The sequence below is a fragment of the Citrobacter freundii complex sp. CFNIH9 genome, from assembly GCF_002903305.1.
GTDB lineage: Bacteria > Pseudomonadota > Gammaproteobacteria > Enterobacterales > Enterobacteriaceae > Citrobacter > Citrobacter portucalensis.
In genome coordinates this window covers 4,907,496-4,932,713 of sequence record NZ_CP026238.1, presented here as the reverse complement: position 1 = coordinate 4,932,713, position 25,218 = coordinate 4,907,496, and the positions used below count along the sequence as shown (strand labels likewise).

The following is a 25,218-nucleotide window of genomic DNA, read 5'->3' as shown; positions in this document are numbered from 1 at the left end:
TTTATTGCCCGAACGTTATCGGGTCTTACGTAGGCCGGATAAGCGAAGCGCCATCCGGCAATCGTGTTTCATTTATTGCCGGATGGCGACGCGGGGCGTCTTATCCGGCCTACAAGCCTGGCGTCACGGTTAGCTACGTTTGCTCAAAATCTCTTTTTCATAAGCGCGCACGCTGTCCAGCCACTGGCTGCCCGCAGGCGTGTCGTGGCGCTGACAATACATCTCCCAGACGGCCTGCCACGGCAGCGATTTTTGCTCTTCCAGCAGGGCCAGACGTGCGGTGTAGTCGCCGCTGGCTTCGAGCTGACGCAGTTGCTCGGTGGGTTCTAACAGCGCGCGCAGCAGGGCTTTTTTCATATTGCGGGTGCCGATCACCCACGCGGCGATGCGGTTAATGGAGGCGTCGAAGAAGTCGAGGCCAATGTGTACGCGGTCGAACAGGTTGTGGCGAACGATCTCGCTGGCAATCGCCTGAGTTTCATCATCCAGCAGCACCACGTGATCGCTGTCCCAGCGCACCGGACGGCTGACGTGCAGCAGCAGGCGCGGTACATACAGCATGGCGGCGGAAATTTTGTCGGAGATCACTTCAGTCGGATGGAAGTGGCCCGCATCCAGACACAGTGCGGTCTGGCGGCTGGTGGCGTAACCCATGTAGAACTCGTTAGAGCCCACGGTGTAGCTTTCCGCACCGATGCCAAACAGCTTGCTTTCGACGGCATCGATATGGTGCGCCGGGTCGAGTTTCTCGCTGATCACTTCGTCCAGTGCGTCCAGCAGACGCTGGCGCGGCGCTAAACGGTCAACGGTGATGTCTTTCATGCCATCCGGGATCCAGATGTTCATCACCGATGGTGTACCCAACTGCTCGCCAAAATACGCCGAGACGCGACGGCTGGCTTTGCAGTGATCGATCCAGAACTGGCGAATGGTGTCGTCGGCGTGCGCCAGCGTGAAACCGTCGGCGCTCAGCGGGTGTGAGAAGCAGGATGGGTTGAAATCCAGCCCTAACTGGTTCGCTTTCGCCCACTCCACCCAGTTTTTAAAGTGCTCAGGTTTGATTTGGTCGCGGGCAACCGGCGTATCAGATTCCAGATAGATCGCGTGCAAATTCAGACGTTTTGGACCAGGAATCAGGCTCAGCGCCTGCTCCAGATCGGCCCGCAGTTCGGTGGCGTTACGCGCTTTACCCGGATAGTTACCGGTAGCCTGAATACCGCCAGTGAGCGAGCCTTCCGGGTTTTCGAAACCGGCGACATCATCGCCCTGCCAGCAGTGCATGGAGACCGGCAGACGATCGAGCTGGCGTAAGGCCGCCTCGACATCAATGCCTACCGCGGCGAAACGCAGTTTTGCCAGTTCCCAGGCTTGTTCAAGTTGAGTGGTCATGCGCAAAGCTCCTTTGTCTGTCGTAGTGATTGAAACTGCGCCTGGTAGCGGGCAATTTCACTTTCAGGATTGGGAATGAAGGTGGTCAGTTCGTAGTTGGCGCGCACCACCTGACGGAAATCATCGACGTTGTTCAGCTCGTCCAGCGTCATCAGCTGGATGCCAATATTGCCGAGCGTGGAAGCCTCAATCGGCCCGGACATCACGCGAATACCGCAGGCATCCGCACATAGCTGGTTCAGTAAGGTGTTCTGGCAGCCGCCACCGACAATGTGCAGTTGGCTAAATGCTGCACCACGCAGTTGTGCCAGTTCTTGCAGGATGTCGGCGTACAGCAACGCCAGGCTGTCGAAGATACAGCGCGCCAGTTCGGCGTTTTGCAGGGGAACGGGTTGGCCTGATTCACGGCATGCTGCCTGAATTTCTGCACTCATATCGTCGGGGTTGATAAAGCGATCGTCGTTCGGGTTTATCAGGAACTGGCAGGCCGGCAGCGCTTGCGTTTGGCTGATAAGCGTTGGCAGGTCGGTAATCTGGCGCTCTTTTAATACGCGCTGGAGCAGCCACAGCCCCATAATATTTTTCAGGACACGGTAGCGTCCTTCCGCGCCGCCTTCATTGGTGATATTCGCCGCCAGCGCCGCATCGTTGGTATACGGTGTTCTGCTCTCAAAGCCCATCAGCGACCAGGTCCCGGAAGAGAGATAGGCGCTGTTTTTGTCGGCCAGCGGAGAAGCAATGACCGCGCTGGCCGTGTCGTGACTGGCGACGGCGACAACCGGAATTTGGTTTTTCTGTGGGCAAATCCAGTGGCCGATCACGTTCCCTGGATGCGTCGGGCGACCAAACCAGGCTTTGTCTGCCCCGGTCCACGCCAGCAGTGTGTCATCCCAGTCGTCGGTATTGATATTGACGAGCTGGGTGGTGGTGGCGTTGGTGTATTCCCAGTTCATTTTGCCGGTCAGGCGAAAGCTGAAGTAGTCGGGGATCAGCAGGGCATGGGCCACCTGCGGGAGCAGTTCTGGCTGCTGTTCAACCAGCGCACGCAGTTGATACAGGGTGTTAAAGGGCAGAAACTGAATGCCGCTACGGCGGTAAATTTCACCTTTACCCGGCTGCTCCATCGCCTGCGCCATAATGCCGGTCGTGCGGCTGTCACGGTAAGAGACCGGCAGACCGACACGTTGACCGATGTTATCGATCAGAACGTAATCCACGCCCCAGGTATCAATGCCGATGCTGTCTATCCGAATGCCTTCATCGCAGACTTTTTTCAGGCCAAGACGAATATCGTTTTCCAGGCTGTCGATGTCCCAGGTGTCAAAACCGTCTGTTTTTTGCAGGCAGTTCATGAAGCGGTGGATTTCACGTAGCGTCAGGGAGCGGTGTTCACTGTCGTAACGCGCCAGCATTACGCGCCCACTGGATGCGCCGAGATCGACTGCGACACAATGGCGAAAAGTCATAGCGAGGTCCTTCTGAGTTTTATTGCAATCAGTCTAAGAACCCCAGATAAAGCGTACCTTCTTGACAGTGACAGCCACAATTAGCGGCTGGCAACATGGCAAAGGTGAACGTGACGCTGTTCACAATTTCTATTAATAGGACCTGTTTTAGCGGATGTGACGCCTTCCGCAATTCCCGATCTTTCCCGCCATTTCTTGAAGAATTGACCGTGTTTACGCACTTTGGCGTCAAAAATTTAAGGTGAGGGTGATAACCCTTAATTACTATTCAGCCATGTTCATTTGATCGGGAAGGATGTCATCATGACGGTATTGCATTGCGTGGATTTTTTTCCGACAGGTAAAGCGCCAGTGGCTATTGAACCGCGGCTTCCTCAACCTGCGTTTCCAGAGCATCATCATGATTTTCATGAAATTGTGGTGGTCGAACATGGAACGGGGATCCATGTGTTCAATGGGCAGCCTTACACCATCAGCGGCGGTACAGTGTGTTTCGTTCGCGATCATGACCGGCATTTATATGAACATACTGACAATCTGTGCCTGACCAATGTGTTGTATCGCTCCCCGGATGCGTTTCAATTTCTGGCTGGGCTGAATCAGCTTTTACCTCAGGAACAGAACGGGCAGTATCCCTCCCACTGGCGGGTGAATCAGGGGGTGTTGCAGCAGGTTCGACAACTGGTGCTGCAGATGGAAGCGCTCGGTGAGGGGATGGATACACCAACGGCGGCAAATCGCGAGATCCTGTTTATGCAACTGCTGGTGCTGCTGCGTAAAAGCAGCCTGATGGAAGCAGCGACCGATAACGACGCGCGGCTTAACCTCCTGATGGCGTGGCTGGAAGATAACTTTGCCGACGAGGTGTGTTGGGAGGCGCTGGCCGAGAAGTTTTCCCTCTCTTTGCGCACTCTGCATCGCCAGCTCAAACAGCAAACCGGATTGACGCCGCAGCGCTACCTTAACCGCTTGCGGCTGATCAAGGCCCGGCATCTGCTTCGCCACAGTGATGACAGTGTGACAGACATCGCTTATCTCTGCGGATTCGGCGACAGTAACCACTTTTCGACGCTTTTTCGTCGTGAGTTCAAGTGGTCACCACGCGATATTCGTCAGGGGCGCGATCTCGTTGTGGCAAGCCGCCTCCAGTAACGCGAAAGCTATCAACGTTTTTTACCGCCGAATCTCAGATAATCATGTCCCTTAACGCCGGATGGTGGCTACGCCTTATCCGGCCTACGTGTCACGTAATCTGTAGGTCGGATAAGGCGTAGCCGCCATCCGACAGGGAATATTGTGATGGCGAATCATCTGGTCCTTCTGAAATCAGACTTCTTTGCGCATGAGCAGCAGGCTGTGGCCGTGGCTGACCGTTATCCGCAGGATGTCTTTGCTGAGCATACCCACGAGTTTTGCGAGCTGGTCATGGTCTGGCGCGGTAATGGTCTGCATGTCCTTAACGATCGCCCGTACCGGATAACCCGTGGCGATCTGTTTTACATTCGCGCCGAAGATAAACACTCCTACACCTCCGTGAACGACCTGGTGTTGCAAAATATCATCTACTGCCCGGAGCGGTTGACGCTGAATGTTGACTGGCAAGGGGCAATCCCCGGATTTGACGGTACGCCGAGGCAGCCGCATTGGCGACTCGGCAGCGTTGGCATGAGCCAGGTCCGACAGGTGATAAGCCAGCTTGAACATGAAAGTAATCAACGTGATGCACAGGCTTTTACCATGGCTGAGCTGCTGTTCGGGCAGCTGGTGACACACCTTAAGCGGCATCGTTATGCCACGGATACGCTCCCGGCGACCTCCAGTGAAACGCTGCTGGATAAACTGATCACCGCGTTAGCCGGTAGCCATGAGCATGCGTTTGAACTGGATACGTTTTGCGAGCGCGAACAATGCAGCGAGCGCGTTTTGCGCCAGCAGTTTCGCAGCCAGACCGGGATGACCATCAACCAGTATCTCCGCCAGGTGCGGGTTTGCCATGCGCAGTATCTGCTCAAACATAGTCGGTTGATGATTAGCGAGATTTCCATGCGCTGCGGCTTTGAGGACAGTAACTACTTTTCGGTGGTATTTACGCGGGAAACCGGGATGACGCCGAGCCAGTGGCGTCATCTCAGTACTCAGCATGCTTAGCTGGCCATTCCCAGACCGACAATGTTTGCCGCGACAATGATCACTACGCAGCCGAGGCTTAACACGCTGACCGGACGACGACCCGCGTTTTTCCACTCTTTCAATACCAGACCGACAATCCCGCCGCACAGAACATAGAAGCTCATGTGCAGCATCCAGCTTACATAGTCATACTGCGCCGGAATACGTGCGTGGCCCCAGGCGTAGAAGAAGAATTGCAGATACCACATCAAGCCACCAAGCGCAGAGAGCAGCACGTTGGTGATAATCAGCGGTTTGGCTAACGAGAAGTCGGCTTTTATCGACAAGTTCTTCACTTTTGCCAGACGAATGAAGCAGAAGCCCAGGTTAACAAGCGCGCCACCGCCCATAATGACCACATAGCTAGGCAGGGCGACATACAGCGGATCGACGCCCAACGCGGCGGCGGCATCGTGCATCGGTTTCGCCGCGTTCATCGCAAAGGACATCCCGGCGGAGAAAATACCGCACATGACGGCCAGAACCAGACCTTTTTTCAGGTTGAAATCTTCCGCTTTGATGCCCATTTTTCGTTCTTTTAACTGACCGGCACGGGTAACAATGCCCACGCCAATCAGCGCGACCAGTACGCCAAGCAGCGTCATGCGGCCGCCAGAGGTATTGATCAGTACATCAAAATTGCCGTTGATAATCGGGGTCATCAGCGTGCCGACAATCAGCGTAATACCTATCGCAATCCCGATACCCATCGACATACCGAGATAGCGCATGGTCAGGCCATAGTTGATATTGCCAATCCCCCACATTGCACCAAACAGAAATACCGGCGCCAGCGTGGAGAGGCTGAAGGAGCTGAAGTAGGCCCAGAAATCGGGAAGTAACATGGCGCTGATGGTCCACGGCAGGATTATCCAGGAGACGATCCCGCCAACCGACCACATCGTTTCCCATGACCAATGTTTGACTTGCTTGAACGGGGCATAGAAACAGGCGGCACTGGCTGCCCCTATCAAATGCCAAAAGATACCCATCGTAATCGCGTTACTCATGACTTAATCCTCGTTATTTTTTATCGTCGGTAATGACCCCTCCGACCTAACGAGTTTAAAAATTACGCAGGTGGTTAACCTTTTGACGATTGCCGCCCTTTTGCGCATGTTGGCAATTATCACGTTAAGTGGGTGATTCGGCTCACATCTTTAACAATGGGTTTGATTCATTAAGACCCTGTAAAAAGTACGGCATTGATAATCATTTTCAATATCATTTAATTAACTATAATGACCCAACTGCTTACGCGGCGTTAACACTGGCCGCCCGACAATACTGGAGATGATTATGAGTTATACACTGCCATCCCTGCCGTACGCTTATGATGCCCTTGAACCGCACTTCGATAAGCAGACGATGGAAATCCACCACACCAAACACCACCAGGCTTACGTAAATAACGCCAACGCTGCGCTGGAAAGCCTGCCTGAATTCGCCAGCCTGTCCGTTGAAGAGTTGATCACCAAACTGGATCAACTGCCAGCAGACAAGAAAACCGTACTGCGTAACAACGCGGGCGGTCACGCTAACCACAGCCTGTTCTGGAAAGGCCTGAAAACCGGTACTACGCTGCAGGGCGACCTGAAAGCGGCTATCGAACGTGACTTCGGCTCCGTTGACAACTTCAAAGCTGAATTTGAAAAAGCAGCGGCAACCCGCTTTGGCTCCGGCTGGGCGTGGCTGGTTCTGAAAGGTGACAAACTGGCTGTTGTTTCCACCGCCAACCAGGATTCCCCGCTGATGGGTGAAGCTATCTCTGGCGCTTCCGGTTTCCCAATCGTGGGCCTGGACGTTTGGGAACACGCTTACTACCTGAAATTCCAGAACCGTCGCCCGGACTACATCAAAGAGTTCTGGAACGTCGTGAACTGGGACGAAGCTGCCGCGCGTTTCGCAGCAAAAAAATAAGTTCTACGCTTTAACAAAGCCCTGCAAGCGATGCTTGTGGGGTTTTTTTGTGATCAAACTCAATATAAAAACAATGATCCACTTAAATTGAAACAAGGTTTTATTATGCGAGTGGGATCACTTTTATAGTCTCTATGAATGTCTATCTTCTTTTCATCAAGACGGGCGCATCTCAAAGCAAGATGCAATCGCCCATAAAAATTGCCCCATTTTTATGTCTACAGGTGATGGAAATGCAGATCAAACGTACGATAGAGAAAATCCCAGGTGGTATGATGCTGGTGCCGCTTTTCCTGGGCGCGTTGTGTCACACCTTTTCCCCCGGCGCCGGGAAATATTTCGGCTCTTTTACCAACGGTATGATCACCGGTACGGTGCCTATCCTGGCAGTCTGGTTCTTTTGCATGGGGGCGTCGATCAAGCTAAGCGCCACCGGCACCGTGCTGCGTAAATCAGGTACGTTAGTCATAACCAAGATTCTGGTGGCGTGGGTGGTTGCAGCGATAGCTTCACGCATTCTGCCGGAACATGGTGTAGAGGTCGGATTCTTCGCTGGGTTGTCTACGCTGGCGCTGGTGGCCGCGATGGATATGACCAACGGCGGGCTTTATGCCTCGATTATGCAGCAGTACGGCACCAAAGAAGAGGCCGGGGCGTTTGTCCTGATGTCGCTGGAGTCTGGCCCGCTGATGACCATGGTGATTCTGGGAACCGCCGGGATCGCGTCGTTTGAACCACACGTATTTGTTGGTGCAGTATTGCCGTTCCTGATTGGCTTTGCGCTGGGGAATCTGGACCCTGAACTGCGGGAGTTCTTCAGCAAAGCGGTGCAGACGCTGATCCCGTTCTTTGCCTTCGCATTAGGTAACACCATTGATTTGAGCGTGATTGCGCAGACCGGCGTACTGGGTATTCTGCTGGGCGTGGCGGTGATTATCATCACTGGTATTCCATTGATTATCGCCGATAAACTGATTGGTGGTGGCGATGGTACGGCGGGGATTGCCGCTTCCAGTTCTGCGGGCGCGGCGGTTGCTACGCCGGTGCTGATTGCTGAAATGGTTCCGGCATTTAAACCGATGGCACCGGCAGCAACTTCCCTGGTCGCCACGTCGGTGATTGTGACCTCCATTCTGGTGCCGATTATCACGTCTATCTGGTCGAAAAAGGTCAAAGCAAGGGCGGCGGAAATTGATATTCGTGGTACCGTGAAGTAAGTCTCTTAAGCCGGATGGTCTGCACCATCCGGCTTAATTATTTACCCTTTGACGACAAACACCTCATCGATTGTTCGACACTCACTCTCGTTCAACTCTCCACCGGCATTACGTGACACGCCGGTACAATAGCCAAACTTACGCGATACCACGGTTTTGATGGTGGTGACAAAATCTTCGCCGATGGCATAGATGGACATGCAGGTGCCAATCTGGTCCTGAATATCGCGAAGTGCTGCCAGGTCGCCCTGTTTAAACGCTTCCCGCGCGCTGACAAACAGTTCCGGCATGACGTTGTTCAACCCTGAAATTATCCCCGCGCCACCTGCTAACAGGTTGGGAATGTAGTATTCGTCATAGCCGGACAGCACGGCAAAATCCTCCCGCACGGCGCGGGTGGTCTGAATCATACTGCGGGTATGGGACTGGCAGTCGACGGTGTCTTTAATGCCAGCGAAATTCGGGAACTCGGCGGCGAGGGTGGCTACCAGTTCGGGGGTTAAATCGCAGCCGGTGCGTGCCGGGAAGTTATAAGCAAACCATTTGCCGCTGAGTGTCTGCCCCAACTGACGGAAGTAGCTCAGCAGCTGTTTCGCCGTTTGTCCGTAGTAGTAGGGCGGCAGGATCATCACGGCATCGTAACCTGAGCGATACGCTTCCTGCGCCATCAATAAAACATCATTCTGGCAGGTGGATGAGACGTTGGCGACCATCTTCAGCGAGCTCATGGCGCGGGCCTCGCGGATCAGCAGCAGCCTTTCTTCAAGCGTGAAGGAGGCAAATTCCCCGATGCTGCCCATCAGCAAAATCACGTCGATTTTGGCCTCGGTAAGGCGTTTGAGATGTTGGCTTAGACCGTTGAGATCGATCTTGCCATCATTGTCCATTGGCGTAATGGAAGGACACCAGACGCCAGCAAATTGCGATTGACCAGTCACGTTGTCGACTCCTTATTTGAAATGATGTTTCAAAACCAGATTACATTGATAGCATGTGTCCCTAAGTTTCATGTGAACCGTGCTCTCATTTTGAGCGACTGGGGTAAAATAAATGTGGTGTAATGGGGGAAATTTATCGGGAGAGGGAACAGATGCGATATCCGGTCGATGTTTTTACAGGCAAAGTTCGGGACTACACGGGAAGCCGTCCCAGCGCGATTGCTAAAGTCCAGATTGACGGTGAGTTGATGCTGACCGAACTGGGGCTGACGGGGGATGAACAAGCGGAAACGAAAATTCACGGCGGGCCGGATCGCGCGCTGTGTCACTATCCGCGTGAACACTATCAGCACTGGAGACAAGCGTTTCCGGAGCAGGCGGAGCTATTTGTCGCCCCCGCGTTTGGTGAGAACCTCTCTACTGAGGGGCTGACTGAAGATAATGTGTATATTGGCGACATTTTCCAGTGGGGAGAGGCGCTGATTCAGGTCACGCAGCCGCGCTCGCCGTGCTTTAAGCTGAATTTCCATTTTGGCATCAGCGATATGGCCAGCCAGATGCAGGATGCGGGCAAGACGGGCTGGCTGTGTAGCGTCATCGCGCCTGGTCAGGTGTCAGCAGACGCGCCATTGATCCTGGCGTCACGCGTGAGCGACGTCAGCGTGCGGGAGGCCATTGCTATCGCCTGGCATATGCCGTTTGATGATTCGCAATATCACCGTTTACTGTCGGCTGCTGGGTTATCAAAAAGCTGGACCAGAACGATGCAAAAGCGCCGTTTAAGCGGCAAGATCGAAGACAATTCCCGCCGTTTGTGGGGAAAATAAACCTACCTTCATCTGGCAGTTAAATCAGGTGGAGACACCTGATTTACCTCTCCCCCGTGCTTCATCCCCCCTGTGTACAAAACCGGGCAAAAACCTGACGGTCTCGGTTTGCTTCAAAGCCATTCTTGATACCTGGCCCACAAAAAGAAACTCTGCGTTGAAAAAAAACTTGAGTATTTCCTGCACTCAAATATCTTAGCTTCAAATTGGTTTAAACCAGATGAGCGAAATGAAAAAGAAAAACAATGTTGATGTGCTCAGGGAGCGCTTTGAAAGCTGGTTAAACGAGAAGAATTTACCAGCGGGATCCAAATTGCCTTCGGAAAGGGAGTTATGTGAGCTGCTGGATGCAAAGCGTATGACCTTACGTCAGGTTCTGATTGAGCTTGAGATCGATGCGCGTATTTTCCGCAAGAACCGCAGTGGTTGGTTTATTTCGTCGAAGCGATTTATTTATAACCCTAAATCACTTTCCAGCTTCAATGCTGAAGCCTGTGCTCAGGGACGTAAGCCTTTTTGGGATTATTTAACCAAAGAAACCATTGATACAGTTCCGCATCATGTTGATGATGTTTTTCTCTCCTCCGGTGACCGCTATTTAGTTACCGGCTGGTGCGGTCTTGATTCACATAAAGTGTTTTACCATGAATCCTATATTGATGCCGATGTTGCGCCAGGATTCATTAATAAATTGGGCAATCAGTCTTTTGCCAGCGTCTGGGAAGATGCATTTGGCCATGTTTTAAATATCAAAGAAATGGTTTTTAAACCGGTCAATATGCCAGAAGTGGCCTGCAAAGAACTGGGTGTTGCGCCTAATACGTATGGAATTTTAGTAGAAAAACATCGGGCTACCCGAGATAAAAAAGTGGTTCAGGTTGATTTCGAATACTGGCGACTTGAATCAGTGGAACTTGTTATTCGCGATGAATGAGAAAAATAATGGGAAAATGTAACCAAGAACTTCTTGCGGAACGCGCGAGAAATATACCGCTGTACCTACATGCTTATGCTTTTCATCTGAATATGCGTTACGAGAGAGTCCTGCCGGGGGATCTTCTGGATATTGCGCATCAGCAAAAATTGAAGGGTGTAAAAATACATGTTGAGGATGGTGAATCCCAATCACTGCAGAAACTGAACGATCAGCAGCTACACGATTTTAAAGAGAAGGCCAAAAAATATAATCTGGATGTGCATATCGAAACGAGCGCATCGGATAAGGCGACATTGACGGATGCCATCCGTATTGCTGTTGCTACTGGTGCAACTTCAGTGCGTTTCTACCCGCGTTATGAAGGGCATCTCAACGATGTTATGGCGAAGATTGCCAATGATATTGCATGGCTGTCTCAGTATGACGATTGCGGACTAAGCTTTACTATCGAACAGCATGAAGATCTGCAAGGCCATGAGCTGGTGACGCTGGTTAACAATAGCGGGATGAAAAATCTCTCTATTCTGTTTGATTTTGGCAACATGATTAATGCTAATGAACAGCCGCTTTCTGCGTTAGAGGTTATGTCTCCTCTGATCACTCAGGTGCATATCAAAGACGCAAAAATTATTAAAGAAGGTAAAGGCTGGGGGCATGAGGCTTGTCGTTCAGGACACGGCGATTTACCCATGGAAGAGATGCTTAAGGCATTATTACTTTTAGGTGAAGATAAACCGCAAGTACATGCTTTTGGCCTGGAAGAAGAAGTTGAATATTATGCCCCTGCATTTCGCTTCGACGATGAGGGTGATAATCCATGGATCCCATGGCGCGATGCAAGTTATACGCCGCTGCCTGACAGCAACATGATTGATGCGCGACTGGCGCAGGAAAAAGAACATGCTCTTGCCCAAATAAAATACATTCGTGATATATGTGACAAGTTTATAGGCAATTAATTAGTTTTCTTAAAATATTATTAAATGCGGAAAGGATTATGAAAATAATCCCCTGGCTTTATTAATTATACAATTTAATTTAGATATTTCTCTCAACAAGCAATGAGGGTTTAATCATGTTCATGAATAAATGGGCAAGGCTCTGTTTTTTGATTTTAGGCGGCGGCACGATATTCAAGCTTTCAAGTATGAAAGATGTTTTCTATGTGCCAATGCAGAATGACTGGGGTTTAACTAATACGCAAATTGGGTTGAGCTTTACGGTTTATACGATTGTTCAGACAACCGGACTTTTTCTTTCTCTCTATATCGCAGATCGTTACTCCAAGAAAATATTATTACCGTTCGGTCTGATTGGTGTTGGGTTATGTGGCTTATATCTGGCAACGCTACCGTCATTTACTGGTTATCTCATTTGCTTTGCCGCGATGGCTTTCTTTGCCGATGTGGTTTATTGGCCGGTATTGCTGAAAGCCGTTCGTTTGCTGGGAACGAAAGAAGAACAAGGACGCATGTTCGGCTTTTTAGAAGCCGGACGTGGCGTGGTGGATGTTATCGTTGCATCTGGCGCTCTGTTTGTCTTCGTCCAGTTTGGTGAAGGTAAAGCGGGGATGCAGGCGGGCCTGTTGTTCTATACGGTAATTACGCTTGTGGCAGGTATTGTGACGTACTTTATTGTCGATGATGACAAAGTGAAAGGTGGCGAGAAAACCAGTGCCAACATGGAAGTGTTAAAGGGTATCAAACATGTTTTGTCCTGCCCTAATGTTTGGCTGGCTTCTTTAGGTATTTTCTTCGTTTATGCCGCGTACTGTGGACTGACTTACTTTATTCCGTTCTTAAAAGATATCTATATGCTGCCGGTAGCTCTCGTCGGTGCGTACGGCATCATCAACCAGTATGCGTTAAAAATGGTAGGTGGGCCGATTGGTGGAATGTTGGCAGATAAAGTTGCTAAATCACCGACAGTGTATCTGAAGTGGACGTTCCTGATCTCTGCTGTGGCGATGCTTGTGTTCATGCAGTTACCACATCAAACAATGAACGTGTATATCGGTATGGCGGCGACATTAGGGTTCGGAGCGATTATCTTCTCACAGCGCGCCATTTTCTTCGCGCCGATGGATGAGATCGGTACCCCACGTGAGTATGCGGGCTCGGCAATGGCATTTGGTTGCATCATCGGTTATATGCCAGCGATGTTTGCGTACACGTTGTACGGCTATTTGCTGGATACCAATAGCGGCATCACTGGCTACAACTATGTCTTTAGCGTGATGATTGCGTTCAGCTTAATGGGCTTTATCTGCTCGACCATTCTGGTGAAGCGAATTAAAAAGCAAAAGCTAGCGGCGGCGGCTGCGGCGGCATAACGTGAATGCTTCCCCGGTAATCATGTCGTACCGGGGAAGCCTGTTAAGCGCGTTTATACAGCGGTAACCAAATCACCAGCCGTAAACCACCCAGCGGGCTGTCTTCGGCCTTCACCCAGCCACGATGCTGCTGGATCGCGGTTTCCACAATCGCCAGACCCAGACCTGTTCCGCCAGACTCGCGATCGCGCGCCTCATCGGTACGATAGAACGGACGGAAAATCTGTTCTCTGTCTTCAGGGCTAACGCCTGGGCCATCGTCGTCCACGGTGATGGTAATCCCGTCGATATCCACCGCGAAGCCAACTTCAATCTTCGTATGTGAATAGCGCAGGGCATTGCGCACAATGTTTTCCAGCGCACTTTCCAATGCATTTGGGTTACCGTACAGCGGCCACGGACCCGGCGGGAAATTCACCGTGAGCGATTTACCCATCTGCTCAGCTTCAAAGGCGGCGTTATCCAGCACTTCGCCCCAAAGCTGATTAGCTTTCACTGTTTCACTGACCAGCGCGTTTTTCTGCTGATTACGTGACATCACCAGCAGGTCGTTGATCATGCTGTCCAGTCGGTGAGCTTCTGTTTCAATGCGCTCCAGCTCTTTGCTCTCACCGCTACGACGGCGCAGCAGAGCGGTGCCCAGTTGCAGACGCGTTAGCGGTGTTCTCAGCTCGTGAGAGATGTCCGACAGCAGGCGTTGCTGTGTGGTCATCATCCGTTCCAATGCCGTCACCATCTGGTTAAAGCTTGCGCCTGCCGCCAGGAACTCCTGCGGACCGGCTTCCAGCTCAGGATGTTGACGTAGGTTACCCTGAGCTACTTCATCCGCCGCGTTTTTCAACTTACGCGCCGGTTTCGCCAGACTCCAGGCAAGCCAGAGCAATAGCGGTGAGCTGACTAACATGGTGACGATCAGCAACAACAGCGGTCGGTCGAACAGCAGGTTGATAAAGTCAGATTGTGAGCTGCTGGCAGGTCGTATGAGATACAGCTGGTAGTTATCTTCACCGTCTCTGACGGAGAAAGGCCCGACCATCTCAACGCGACCGTATTTTTTCTTTTGCGGATGGTCGGCGTTATCGGCCTGACCAATAAAGTTACGAATGATCTGCATTTCGTTGCGTTCTGCGCCGATCACGCGTCCTTCCGTCGTAACAAGTAATAACCGCTGTCCTGGCGGCGCCCACTTGTCTATCGCCCGAAACAAGCGACGCCACCACATCAAATCATTGGGTGGATCGTTCGCCAGTTCAGCTTCAACGTGTTGCTCAATCATTAACCCCTGGCGCTGCTCGCTGTCCAGTAGCTCGGTCATCTGGCGTGAGTCGAGCTTGGGTAACATCAGTACCAACATCAACACCAGTGCCAGCGTCAACCAGAAGATGGCAAAGATGCGTGCGGTTAAGCTCCCTATCATGAAGCGGAGACCATCAGGTAGCCGCGACCACGCAGGGTTTTAAACCACGGGTGTCCGTCTTTACGCTCTGGCAGCTTACGACGCAGGTTCGAGATATGCATGTCGATCGCGCGATCGAAAGGCGTCAGGCGTTTGCCCAGCACTTCCTGGCTCAGGTGCTCACGCGAAACCACCTGACCGAGATGCTGAGCCAGCAAATAGAGCAGGGTGAATTCGGTGCCGGTTAACTCCAGAATTTGCCCGTCAAAGCTGGCTTCCTGGCGACCCGGATTAAGGCTTAACGCATCAACTTCCAGCGTCGGCGAGCCGTTATCGCTGTTCTGCTGCTGTTCGCTCCAGTGTGAGCGACGCAGAATAGCGCGGATGCGCGCGACCAGTTCACGGTCGTTAAACGGTTTAGGTAAATAGTCGTCCGCGCCCAGCTCAAGGCCAAGTACGCGATCCAATTCGCTGCCGCGAGCGGTCAGCATGATTACGGGTGTCTGGTGTGTCTGACGAAGTGCTTTCAGCGTATCAATGCCGTTTTTCTTCGGCATCATGACGTCGAGCAAAAGTAAATCGATGCTGTCATCCAGAAGCTCAAGCGCCTGTTCCCCATCATAGGCAACCAGCACATCGAAACCTTCCATTTCGAGCAACTCCTTTAACAGGGAAGTCAGCTCTCGGTCATCATCAACTAACAGGATTTTATTCATTGTTTACGTACCTCCGAGGCAGAAATTACGTCATCAGGCGTCGCTAATCTATGACTTTACGTTGTTTTACACCCCCTGACGCATGTTTGCAGCCCGAATCGTAAACTGTCTCTCGTTGAATCGCGACAGAAAAGATTTTGGGAGCAAGTGATGGGCAAAGTTACCGCTGCCGTCATGGCCTCAACGCTGGCACTCAGTACATTTAGCCATGCAGCTGAAGTCGTCACAGGCGATCACTGGCACCTGGGTGAAGGCTCATCGCAACGCAGCGTTCAGAGCCACATGTTTGACGGTATCAGTTTAACCGAACATCAACGTCAACAGATGCGAGATTTAATGCAGCAGGCAAGACACGAACAGCCTCCTGTTAATGTTAGCGAAATGGAGACAATGCATCGCCTTGTCACCGCAGAGAAATTTGATGAAAGCGCAGTGCGCGCTCAGGCAGAAAGAATGGCGCAAGAACAGGTTGCCCGCCAGGTTGAAATAGCCAGGATCCGCAACCAGATGTATCGCCTGTTAACGCCAGAGCAGCAAGCGGTTTTAAATGAGAAACATGAACAACGAATGGAGCAACTGCGCGATGTAGCGCACTGGAAAAAAAGCTCATCGTTGAATTTATTGAGTAGTAGCAACTCACGTTCCCAGTAGTAACCCTGTTTTCCTTGCCATAGACACCATCCCTGTCTTCCCCCACATGATGTGGGGGTTTTTTTTGCCCAAAATTTGTCCCTCGGTTATTGCCTGACTGTTTTACTTCATCCGTTATACTAGCGGCATATCCTGGCAGGAGTGTTTATGAATCAAACCTATGGGCGGCTAGTGAGCCGGGCGGCAATCGCGGCAACCGTGATGGCATCGCTGTTACTTTTGATCAAAATTTTTGCGTGGTGGTACACCGGATCGGTCAGTATTCTGGCTGCACTGGTGGATTCTCTGGTGGACATCGCGGCGTCGTTAACCAACCTGTTGGTGGTGCGCTATTCGCTGCAGCCCGCAGATGATGAACATACGTTCGGACACGGAAAAGCGGAATCGCTGGCGGCGCTGGCGCAAAGCATGTTTATTTCTGGTTCGGCGCTGTTTTTATTCCTGACCGGGATTCAGCATCTCATCCAACCCACGCCGATGAAAGATCCGGGCGTTGGGGTGGTTGTCACCATCATTGCGTTAGTGTGTACAATCATTCTGGTCTCGTTTCAGCGCTGGGTAGTGAAGCGTACGCAAAGTCAGGCCGTTCGGGCAGATATGCTTCATTATCAGTCTGATGTTATGATGAACGGTGCGATTCTCATTGCGCTCGGGCTGGCATGGTATGGCTGGCATCGTGCAGATGCCTTGTTTGCGCTGGGGATTGGCATCTATATTTTATATAGCGCATTACGCATGGGGTATGAGGCAGTGCAATCTTTGCTGGATCGCGCTTTACCCGATGAGGAACGTCAGGAAATTATTGATATAGTGACGTCATGGCCTGGAGTCAGCGGCGCTCACGATCTTCGCACGCGGCAGTCAGGGCCGACCCGCTTTATTCAGATTCATTTGGAAATGGAAGATAATCTGCCGCTCGTTCAGGCGCATTTAGTGGCTGAACAGGTTGAGCAGGCAATTTTACGGCGTTTCCCGGGATCGGATGTCATCATTCATCAGGATCCCTGTTCAGTCGTACCCAAGGAAGGCAAGATGTTTGAGCTTTCATAATTCGTTGTAAAAAAAGTGAACCGGGCCAGCATTTTGTGTATAAATTACCACCATTTGGCCTGACCTGAATCAATTCAGCAGGAAGTGATTGTTATACTATCTGCATATTCGTTGGATCGTTTCGATATGCGGAATCGACTTCCGGCAGCAGATTTCATTTTGCATTCCAAAGTTCAGAGGTAGTCATGATTAAGAAAATCGGTGTGTTGACAAGCGGCGGTGATGCGCCGGGCATGAACGCAGCAATCCGTGGTGTTGTACGTGCAGCGTTGACGGAAGGGCTGGAAGTCATGGGGATCCATGATGGCTACCTGGGTTTGTATGAAGACCGTATGGTCCAGCTTGACCGCTACAGCGTGTCCGACATGATCAACCGTGGCGGTACTTTCCTCGGTTCTGCTCGCTTCCCGGAATTCCGTGATGAAAACGTACGTGCGGTGGCGATCGAAAACCTGAAGAAGCGTGGCATCGACGCCCTGGTTGTTATCGGGGGTGACGGTTCTTACATGGGTGCAAAACGCCTGACTGAAATGGGCTTCCCATGCATCGGTCTGCCGGGCACTATCGATAACGATATCAAAGGTACCGACTACACCATCGGCTACTTCACCGCTCTGGGCACTGTCGTTGAAGCGATTGACCGTCTACGTGATACCTCTTCTTCTCACCAGCGCATTTCCATCGTCGAAGTGATGGGCCGCTACTGTGGTGACCTGACCCTGGCGGCTGCAATTGCCGGTGGTTGTGAGTTCGTGGTGGTTCCGGAAGTGGAATTCAGCCGTGACGATTTGGTTACTGAAATCAAAGCGGGCATCGCGAAAGGTAAAAAACACGCAATCGTAGCGATCACTGAACACATGTGTGACGTTGACGAACTGGCGCATTACATTGAGAAAGAAACGGGTCGTGAAACGCGTGCAACCGTACTGGGTCACATTCAGCGTGGTGGTTCCCCGGTTCCTTACGACCGTATCCTGGCATCCCGTATGGGCGCCTATGCCATTGAACTTCTGCTGGAAGGTCACGGCGGTCGCTGCGTAGGTATTCAGAACGAGCAGCTGGTTCACCACGACATCATCGACGCTATCGAAAACATGAAGCGTCCGTTCAAAGGTGACTGGCTGGACTGCGCGAAAAAACTGTACTAATTGCAATTGCCGGATGGCGGCTTGCGCCTTATCCGGCCTACATGATGCAAATCGTAGGCCTGATAAGCGTAGCGCCATCAGGCAAAAACTCGACTCCATATATTCCCCCAAGTTATAGCAAATCTTTTTTTATTCTTTAATGTTTGGATTCCTTTCTGGCACGCTTTGCTCATCACAACACTACCTAAGAGAGCTGGGCGATGAACAAATGGGGCGTAGGGTTAACATTATTGCTGGCATCGACCAGCGTTCTGGCAAAGGATATTCAGTTACTTAACGTATCGTACGATCCAACGCGTGAATTGTACGAGCAGTACAATAAGGCCTTCAGCGCGCACTGGAAGCAGGAAACGGGCGACAACGTTGTGATCCGCCAGTCGCATGGCGGTTCGGGTAAACAGGCGACTTCCGTCATCAACGGTATTGAAGCCGATGTTGTGACGCTGGCACTTGCTTACGACGTGGATGCCATTGCTGAACGTGGCCGTATCGATAAAAACTGGATTAAACGCCTGCCTGATAACTCCGCGCCTTACACCTCCACCATCGTGTTCCTTGTCCGCAAAGGCAATCCCAAACAAATTCATGACTGGAATGATTTAATCAAACCGGGCGTGTCGGTCATTACGCCGAACCCGAAAAGCTCCGGCGGAGCTCGCTGGAACTATCTGGCGGCATGGGGCTATGCCCTGCACCACAACAACAACGATCAGGCCAAGGCACAAGACTTTGTGAAGGCCCTGTATAAAAACGTTGAGGTACTCGATTCTGGCGCACGTGGCTCAACCAATACCTTCGTTGAACGTGGTATCGGTGATGTGCTGATTGCCTGGGAAAACGAAGCGCTGTTGGCAACGAACGAGCTGGGCAAAGATAAATTCGAGATAGTGACCCCGAGTGAATCCATCCTCGCGGAGCCGACCGTGTCCGTGGTTGATAAAGTGGTGGAAAAGAAAGACACCAAAGCGGTGGCGGAAGCTTACCTGAAGTATCTCTACTCTCCGGAAGGCCAGGAAATTGCGGCGAAAAACTATTATCGTCCACGTGATGCAGAAGTCGCGAAGAAATACGAAAACGCATTTCCGAAGCTGAAGCTGTTCACTATCGACGAAGAATTTGGCGGCTGGACGAAAGCGCAGAAAGAGCACTTCTCTAACGGCGGTACGTTCGACCAAATCAGTAAACGATAAATAAGTCTGTGATTTACCGACCCGGTGGCCTAGCGCGACCGGGTTTTTTATTTGTCATGGTTTTGCGTTACTCTTGCCCTTCAATGGGATACAGGAAACGCGTAATGAAAAAAGCAGGCTATCTTTTACTGGCGGTGATTGTGGTCGCCGCCGCTGCAGGTATCGGGTACTGGAAATTCACCGGCAACCCGGACGCATTACGCCAGATCGTTCTTCAGCAATGCCTGCCGCACCAGTTGCAGCAGCAGGACCCCGCACCATGCGCTGAAGTAAAGCCGGATGCCGGATATGTGGTGTTCAAAGACCGTAACGGCCCACTGCAATATCTGTTGATGCCTACCTGGCGGATCAACGGTACGGAAAGTCCGCTGTTGTTGAAATCAGGCACACCGAACTTTTTCTGGCTGGCCTGGCAGGCGCGTAGCTTTATGAGCCAAAAATACGGCCAGGAAATCCCTGACAAAGCAGTCTCTCTGACCATTAACTCTCGTAGCGGGCGTACGCAAAATCACCTGCATATTCATATCTCCTGCCTGCGAACCGATGTCAGGAAGCAGCTGGATGACAACCTGGCGAAAATCAGCACCCGCTGGCTACCATTACCGGGTGGGCTGCGCGGTCATGAATATCTGGCACGTCGCGTCACGGAAAATGAACTGGCACAACGCAGCCCGTTTATGATGCTGGCGGAAGAGGTGCCGGATGCGCGTGAGCATATGGGCAGCTATGCGTTGGCGATGGTGCGCCAGAGCGACGAATCCTTTGTCCTGCTGGCTACTCAGCGCAATCTGCTGGCACTGAATCTCGCCTCCGCTGAGGAAATTCAGGATCATCAATGTGATATTCTGCGTTAACCCCACCTAATCTGGCGTTTACTCCGCATGCCTGTCCCCGTATTCTTGTTGAAAAAAACAACAGGAGACAGGCATGTCGCTCTGGCTTACACACCCTCTGTTTATCCCCTCTCTGGTGGTTGGTATCACCATTCTGCTCTGGGCTACGTCGCTGCTGCCGGAGTTTATAACGGCGCTGCTGTTCTTTGCCGTGGCGATGGTGGCCAAAATCGCGCCACCGGATGTGATTTTTGGCGGCTTTGCGTCCTCCGCATTCTGGCTGGTGTTTAGCGGCTTTGTACTGGGTATCGCGATTCGTAAAACGGGGCTGGCGGACAGGGCGGCGAGGGCGCTGTCATCGAGGTTGACTGATTCCTGGCCGTTAATGGTGGCGAGCGTAGTGCTGCTGAGTTACGCGCTGGCATTTGTAATGCCATCCAACATGGGCCGCATTGCGCTGCTGATGCCGATCGTCGCGGCGATGGCGAAACGGGCTGGAATTAACGACGGCACGCGCGCCTGGTATGGTCTGGCACTGGCCGTCGGGTTTGGGACGTTCCAGCTTTCTGCGACGATTTTACCCGCTAACGTACCGAATCTGGTGATGAGCGGCGCGGCGGAAGGCTCTTACGGCATCCACCTCAATTATCTTCCCTATTTGCTGCTGCATACGCCGGTTCTGGGTTGGCTTAAAGGCGCGGTGCTCATTGTGCTTATCTGCTGGTTGTTCCCTGGCAAGCCGCATGAGCCGCGCGATCTCACGCCGCCGGAGCCGATGAGCCGGGATGAAAAACGTCTGGCCTGGATGTTAGCGGTGGTGCTGTTCTTGTGGGTAAGCGAAAGCTGGCACGGCATTGGCCCTGCGTGGACCGGACTGGCTGCGGCAGTTATCACATTGCTACCACGGGTTGGCTTTATCAATGGCGACGAGTTTTCCACTGGGGTCAACATTCGTACCTGTATTTATGTGGCGGGTATTCTGGGGCTGGCGATCACCGTCACGCAAACCGGTATTGGTAGCGCTGTTGGCGAAGCGCTGTTACAGGTGATGCCGCTGGATGCGGAAAAGCCGTTTACCAGTTTCCTCGCGCTGACCGGTATTACCACAGCGCTTAATTTTATTATGACGGCGAACGGTGTTCCGGCGCTGTATACCACGTTGGCGCAAAGTTTTGCCGATGCGACGGGATTCCCGCTGTTGTCGGTGATTATGATCCAGGTGCTGGGTTATTCCACGCCACTGTTGCCGTATCAGGCTTCACCGATCGTAGTGGCGATGGCGCTCGGGAAAGTACCTGCAAGGGCGGGGATGCTGCTGTGTATCGCACTGGCGGCGGCAACGTATTTGATTCTTCTGCCGCTGGATTACCTCTGGTTCAGTATACTGGGGAAATTATAACTGTATCTAAATGTTAATTTTTTGTTTTGTGAGATGATGAATTGTTTTATTTGGGCTGATGGCGGTTAATACCGGGGCGCAGATTTGCGCACTGGAAACTCAAGGATTGATTCATGGACAGTTTGACCCCTATCCGCTGTTGGCCTGCCATCATCTCGCTCGTGATTACGCTGACCATCTGGTTTGTTATCCCGTGTCCTCCTGACGTAACCCCGCAAGCGTGGCACCTGCTGGCACTGTTTATTGGTACGATCGCTGCGATTATCGGTAAGGCTATGCCCATTGGCGCAATTGCGATTGTGGCGATTATGCTGGTGGCGATGACTGGCGTTACTAACCCCGGCAAACCCTCCGCGGCGTTGAACGATGCGTTGAGTGGCTTTTCGAACCAGTTAATCTGGCTGATTGGTTTATCCATTATGCTGTCGCAAAGTCTGTTAAAGACCGGCCTGGGGGCGCGTATTGGCTACGGGTTTATTGCGCTATTTGGTAAAAGAACGCTGGGTATTGCGTGGGCATTAACCCTTGCGGAAACGCTAATTGCACCCGTAACGCCAAGCAATACCGCGCGTGGCGGCGGCATTATCCACCCGGTAATGCGGGCGATTGCGGAGAGCCTCGGCTCGCAGCCAGGCCATGCCGAGAATGGCTCAACGGGCCGTTATCTCGCGCTGGTGAACTACAACATTAACCCGATCAGCTCGGCAATGTTCATCACCGCGACCGCACCTAACCCGTTAATCGTCAGCTTTTTGACGAAGGGGACGGATGGAGTGCTGAACATGACCTGGGGAATGTGGGCTATTGCGGCGCTTCTTCCTGCTCTGGTATCACTGGTTGTCATGCCGATTGTAATCTGGTGGCTCTATCCGCCAGCTATCACGCGCACGCCAAATGCGCCGCAGTTCGCGCGGCAAAAACTGGATGCGCTGGGTCCACTATCACTGGCAGAAAAAATCACCCTGGCAGTGTTCATTTTGCTGCTCTGCCTGTGGGCGGGTGTTCCAGCGATGCTGATGGGTAGTGCCTGGAGCGTAAACCCCACTAGCGCCGCGTTAATTGGTTTGTCGATTCTATTGATGGCGGGCGTATTGAGCTGGGATGACATTCTTAAATGCCGCGGGGCATGGGATACGATAGTCTGGTTTGCCGCGCTGGTGATGATGGCGGATTTTCTCAGCAAACTGGGGTTGGTGGGATGGCTGGCAACCAGCGTTGGTAGCGCAATCGACCATCTTGGCGTGCACTGGAGTGTTGCAACGCTGCTGTTGATTCTGCTTTATGTCTACTCGCACTACTTTTTCGCCAGCACTACTGCGCATATTACGGCTATGTTCGCTGCGTTTTTCGCCGCAGGATTAGGCCTCGGCGCGCCACCAGCATTGCTTGGTTTAATGCTCGGTTTCTCCTCCTCCCTGATGATGTCGCTCACGCACTATGGCACGGGTACTGCGCCGATCATCTTTGGTTCGGGCTATGTCACGCTGGCAGAGTGGTGGAAAACGGGGCTGGTGATGAGTGTGGTCAACCTGACCATTTGGGGGGGGACCGGCGCCTTCTGGTGGCACTGGTTGGGATACTGGTAGTTAATACAGCGGGAGGAGTGCTCCTCCCGCCTTAACAACTTAAGCCTGTTTAGCGGCTTCTGCTGCTTTAACGATGACTGCGAAGGCGTCTGCTTTCAGAGAAGCACCACCTACCAGCGCACCGTCGATGTCCGGCTGAGCAAACAGTTCTGCCGCGTTAGCTGCGTTTACAGAACCGCCGTACTGGATGATTACTTGCTCAGCGATTTTCGCGTCAGCTTTAGCAATGTGGTCACGAATAAATTTGTGAACAGCCTGAGCCTGAGCAGGAGTTGCAGATTTACCGGTACCGATAGCCCATACTGGTTCGTAAGCGATAACGACGCCTTCGAATGCTGCCGCGCCCTGAGTTTTCAGAACCGCGTCGATCTGACGTGCACAAACTTCTTCAGTTTTGCCCGCTTCGTTTTCTGCTTCGGTTTCACCGATGCACAGAACTGGAGTCAGACCCTGCTCTTTCAGCACGGCGAATTTTTTAGCGATCAGCTCGTCAGATTCTTTGTGGTAAGTACGACGCTCAGAGTGACCGATAATGATGTACTGTGCGCCGATGTCTTTCAGCATTTCAGCACTTGTTTCACCAGTGAATGCGCCAGACAGGTTCAGGTCAACGTTCTGCGCGCCCAGAATGATGTGGCTACCGGCAGCGGCGTGTTTCGCCAGGTCGATATACATTTCCGGCGGAGCAATCGCTACTGCACAGCCAGCAACGCCAGCCAGTTCTTTACGCAGATTAGCAACCAGTTCGTTTACCATGTGGCGGCTGCCGTTCAGTTTCCAGTTACCCATCACTAAAGGATGTCGCATTTCATTTCTCCACGCTTGTCAGCGAATTAAGGAATATGGCCGCCCGTCAGGGCAGCATGGTCTGTGAAACAGTATAGAGATTCATCCCCCGAAAGGCTTTGCTTTTTGTCACTTATTCGACCCTTCGAGGTTTTCAGATAGTGCCAGCTTAATCGGTTCAACAGCGAAGGTCAGCCCCTTTTCACCGTTATCTGCCACGACATAGCGAATTGCGCCTTCTGTTTCGGCGTAATAGTGCTTACCTTTGCCTGCGGCGAGCAGTTTTTGCAGTTTTTTCTGGCTCTGTTCCTTCGTCAGTAGCGGTGCGACGGTGCGGATGACGGCGGTCATGTATTCCAGCGCTTTCGCTTTAGCTGCCTTTTGCTCTGGTCCCTGAATTGGTAACCAGGTTATCTGCATGCTTTTGATTTTCAGGGTGCCGCGCTCAAGGGCGGAAGACGCATACAGGTTTTCATTGATTTTACTGGCCGCGCGGGTGAGATTTGCCCGATCGCGACTGCTGTCGATGGCGCGGAACTCATTCAGGATCAGCTTCGGATTCTGTGTATTAAAGTTTTCGCGAAACTGGCTAATCGACAGGTCAAAGGTCGGCGCGCCCGCCAGTAAATAGGGGGCTGTGGTTGCCGTCGATGGCTCTTCCGCCAATGCCGCAGGGCTGGCTGTTAAGGCTGAAAACAATAATAAAAACAGTGTAAATCCGTGCTTCATCAATCGTACCTTTCATTCTCACTGCTCACGATTAAAACGGTAACCGTCGAGCTTGTCAAAAGGGTAAACTGTTCTGGAAGGTAATAATAAAGGAACTTACATGACCATACAGCAGTGGTTATTCTCATTTAAAGGGCGCATCGGGCGCCGTGATTTCTGGATTTGGATTGGCCTATGGATCGTCGGCATGCTGGTTTTGTTTTCGCTGGCGAGCAAACAATTACTCGATATTCAGACCGCGGCTTTTTGTCTGGTGTGTCTGCTATGGCCAACGGCGGCAGTGACGGTAAAACGTCTGCATGACCGTGGGCGTTCTGGAGCGTGGGCGCTGTTGATGATTCTGGCGTGGATGCTGCTGGCCGGAAATTGGGCGATGTTACCCGGCGTCTGGCAATGGGCGGTAGGCCGCTTTGTTCCAACGTTGATTCTGGTCGGCATGCTTATCGATCTGGGTGCGTTCATCGGCACCCAGGACGCAAATAAATATGGTAAGGATACGCAGGACGTAAAGTACAGAGCTGACTCGTAGGCCGGATAAG

General features: G+C 52.1%; 24 protein-coding genes. 16 read left to right on the top strand and 8 right to left on the bottom strand.

Going from position 1 to position 25,218, the window contains the following annotated elements:
• Positions 1–129: 129 nt before the first annotated feature.
• Positions 130–1,389: an L-rhamnose isomerase gene (gene rhaA / locus C2U43_RS24840; RefSeq protein ID WP_008787011.1), complete on the bottom strand. Its 1,260-nt coding sequence runs from the start codon at positions 1,387–1,389 to the stop codon at positions 130–132.
• Positions 1,386–2,855: a rhamnulokinase gene (gene rhaB, locus C2U43_RS24835; protein WP_048237087.1), complete on the bottom strand. Its 1,470-nt coding sequence runs from the start codon at positions 2,853–2,855 to the stop codon at positions 1,386–1,388. Before rhaB ends, rhaA begins: the two co-directional genes overlap by 4 nt.
• A 303-nt stretch (positions 2,856–3,158) precedes the next feature.
• Between rhaB and rhaS the strand changes: the two genes are divergently transcribed.
• Positions 3,159–4,007 (top strand): HTH-type transcriptional activator RhaS, encoded by an 849-nt coding sequence (gene rhaS / locus C2U43_RS24830; protein ID WP_103285932.1) that lies wholly within the window; start codon positions 3,159–3,161, stop codon positions 4,005–4,007.
• Positions 4,008–4,154: 147 nt separating this feature from the next.
• Positions 4,155–5,003 (top strand): HTH-type transcriptional activator RhaR, encoded by an 849-nt coding sequence (gene rhaR, locus C2U43_RS24825; protein ID WP_048215191.1) that lies wholly within the window; start codon positions 4,155–4,157, stop codon positions 5,001–5,003.
• Here rhaR and rhaT read toward each other — a convergent pair.
• Complete coding sequence (rhaT, locus tag C2U43_RS24820; RefSeq protein WP_003825242.1) at positions 5,000–6,034, bottom strand: L-rhamnose/proton symporter RhaT; 1,035 nt, start codon at positions 6,032–6,034, stop codon at positions 5,000–5,002. The genes rhaR and rhaT overlap by 4 nt on opposite strands.
• Positions 6,035–6,323: 289 nt before the next feature.
• On the opposite strand from rhaT, the gene sodA reads away from it, so the two are divergent.
• Positions 6,324–6,944, top strand: coding sequence for a superoxide dismutase [Mn] (gene sodA / locus C2U43_RS24815; protein WP_003825239.1), 621 nt, complete (start codon positions 6,324–6,326; stop codon positions 6,942–6,944).
• 233 nt (positions 6,945–7,177) lie between these two features.
• Positions 7,178–8,161 (top strand): 2-keto-3-deoxygluconate transporter, encoded by a 984-nt coding sequence (gene kdgT / locus C2U43_RS24810; RefSeq protein ID WP_003825237.1) that lies wholly within the window; start codon positions 7,178–7,180, stop codon positions 8,159–8,161.
• 41 nt (positions 8,162–8,202) lie between these two features.
• Here the strand turns inward: kdgT and C2U43_RS24805 are convergent, their stop codons facing one another.
• Positions 8,203–9,099 carry a dihydrodipicolinate synthase family protein gene (locus C2U43_RS24805; protein ID WP_103285931.1) on the bottom strand — a complete coding sequence of 299 codons (897 nt, stop codon included), beginning with the start codon at positions 9,097–9,099 and terminating at the stop codon, positions 8,203–8,205.
• 152 nt (positions 9,100–9,251) lie between these two features.
• Between C2U43_RS24805 and yiiM the strand changes: the two genes are divergently transcribed.
• From yiiM to C2U43_RS24785, 4 genes are all read left to right on the top strand, one after another.
• The gene (gene yiiM, locus C2U43_RS24800; RefSeq protein ID WP_020996113.1) at positions 9,252–9,926 is read left to right on the top strand and encodes a 6-hydroxyaminopurine reductase; all 675 of its coding nucleotides are present in this window, start codon (positions 9,252–9,254) and stop codon (positions 9,924–9,926) included.
• A gap of 229 nt (positions 9,927–10,155) precedes the next feature.
• A complete protein-coding gene (locus tag C2U43_RS24795) occupies positions 10,156–10,860 on the top strand; it encodes a GntR family transcriptional regulator (protein ID WP_057066669.1) in 705 nt (234 codons plus the stop codon).
• An 8-nt stretch (positions 10,861–10,868) separates the two neighbouring features.
• Positions 10,869–11,822, top strand: a complete 954-nt coding sequence (locus C2U43_RS24790; RefSeq protein ID WP_020996111.1) for a sugar phosphate isomerase/epimerase family protein — start codon at positions 10,869–10,871, stop codon at positions 11,820–11,822.
• A gap of 122 nt (positions 11,823–11,944) precedes the next feature.
• The gene (locus tag C2U43_RS24785; RefSeq protein WP_095533158.1) at positions 11,945–13,195 is read left to right on the top strand and encodes an MFS transporter; all 1,251 of its coding nucleotides are present in this window, start codon (positions 11,945–11,947) and stop codon (positions 13,193–13,195) included.
• A gap of 43 nt (positions 13,196–13,238) precedes the next feature.
• On the opposite strand, the gene cpxA is transcribed toward C2U43_RS24785, so the two are convergent.
• On the bottom strand, positions 13,239–14,612 hold the full coding sequence (cpxA, locus tag C2U43_RS24780) for an envelope stress sensor histidine kinase CpxA (protein WP_003028758.1): 1,374 nt from the start codon (positions 14,610–14,612) through the stop codon (positions 13,239–13,241).
• Positions 14,609–15,307, bottom strand: coding sequence for an envelope stress response regulator transcription factor CpxR (cpxR, locus tag C2U43_RS24775; RefSeq protein ID WP_003028763.1), 699 nt, complete (start codon positions 15,305–15,307; stop codon positions 14,609–14,611). The genes cpxA and cpxR overlap by 4 nt, the downstream gene beginning before the upstream one ends.
• A 150-nt stretch (positions 15,308–15,457) precedes the next feature.
• Here cpxR and cpxP point away from each other — a divergent pair, with 150 nt between their 5' ends.
• The 7 genes from cpxP to C2U43_RS24740 all read left to right on the top strand — a co-directional run bounded on the left by cpxP (position 15,458) and on the right by C2U43_RS24740 (position 23,164).
• Positions 15,458–15,958 carry a cell-envelope stress modulator CpxP gene (cpxP, locus tag C2U43_RS24770; protein ID WP_008787022.1) on the top strand — a complete coding sequence of 167 codons (501 nt, stop codon included), beginning with the start codon at positions 15,458–15,460 and terminating at the stop codon, positions 15,956–15,958.
• 147 nt (positions 15,959–16,105) lie between these two features.
• Positions 16,106–17,008 carry a CDF family cation-efflux transporter FieF gene (gene fieF / locus C2U43_RS24765; protein WP_003825216.1) on the top strand — a complete coding sequence of 301 codons (903 nt, stop codon included), beginning with the start codon at positions 16,106–16,108 and terminating at the stop codon, positions 17,006–17,008.
• A gap of 185 nt (positions 17,009–17,193) precedes the next feature.
• Positions 17,194–18,156 carry a 6-phosphofructokinase gene (gene pfkA, locus C2U43_RS24760; protein WP_003825214.1) on the top strand — a complete coding sequence of 321 codons (963 nt, stop codon included), beginning with the start codon at positions 17,194–17,196 and terminating at the stop codon, positions 18,154–18,156.
• Positions 18,157–18,356: 200 nt separating this feature from the next.
• Positions 18,357–19,346 carry a sulfate/thiosulfate ABC transporter substrate-binding protein Sbp gene (sbp, locus tag C2U43_RS24755; protein WP_008787024.1) on the top strand — a complete coding sequence of 330 codons (990 nt, stop codon included), beginning with the start codon at positions 18,357–18,359 and terminating at the stop codon, positions 19,344–19,346.
• A 104-nt stretch (positions 19,347–19,450) separates the two neighbouring features.
• Positions 19,451–20,200: a CDP-diacylglycerol diphosphatase gene (locus C2U43_RS24750; protein WP_020996109.1), complete on the top strand. Its 750-nt coding sequence runs from the start codon at positions 19,451–19,453 to the stop codon at positions 20,198–20,200.
• 73 nt (positions 20,201–20,273) lie between these two features.
• Positions 20,274–21,578, top strand: coding sequence for an SLC13 family permease (locus C2U43_RS24745; RefSeq protein WP_103285930.1), 1,305 nt, complete (start codon positions 20,274–20,276; stop codon positions 21,576–21,578).
• Between the two features lie 113 nt (positions 21,579–21,691).
• Positions 21,692–23,164, top strand: coding sequence for a DASS family sodium-coupled anion symporter (locus C2U43_RS24740; RefSeq protein ID WP_103285929.1), 1,473 nt, complete (start codon positions 21,692–21,694; stop codon positions 23,162–23,164).
• 39 nt (positions 23,165–23,203) lie between these two features.
• Here the strand turns inward: C2U43_RS24740 and tpiA are convergent, their stop codons facing one another.
• Together tpiA and C2U43_RS24730 are read right to left on the bottom strand one after the other, a co-directional pair.
• Positions 23,204–23,971, bottom strand: a complete 768-nt coding sequence (gene tpiA / locus C2U43_RS24735) for a triose-phosphate isomerase (protein ID WP_003028783.1) — start codon at positions 23,969–23,971, stop codon at positions 23,204–23,206.
• Positions 23,972–24,079: 108 nt separating this feature from the next.
• Complete coding sequence (locus C2U43_RS24730) at positions 24,080–24,679, bottom strand: YiiQ family protein (protein WP_103285928.1); 600 nt, start codon at positions 24,677–24,679, stop codon at positions 24,080–24,082.
• 100 nt (positions 24,680–24,779) lie between these two features.
• On the opposite strand from C2U43_RS24730, the gene C2U43_RS24725 reads away from it, so the two are divergent.
• Positions 24,780–25,208: a DUF805 domain-containing protein gene (locus C2U43_RS24725; RefSeq protein ID WP_008787028.1), complete on the top strand. Its 429-nt coding sequence runs from the start codon at positions 24,780–24,782 to the stop codon at positions 25,206–25,208.
• Positions 25,209–25,218: the final 10 nt, after the last annotated feature.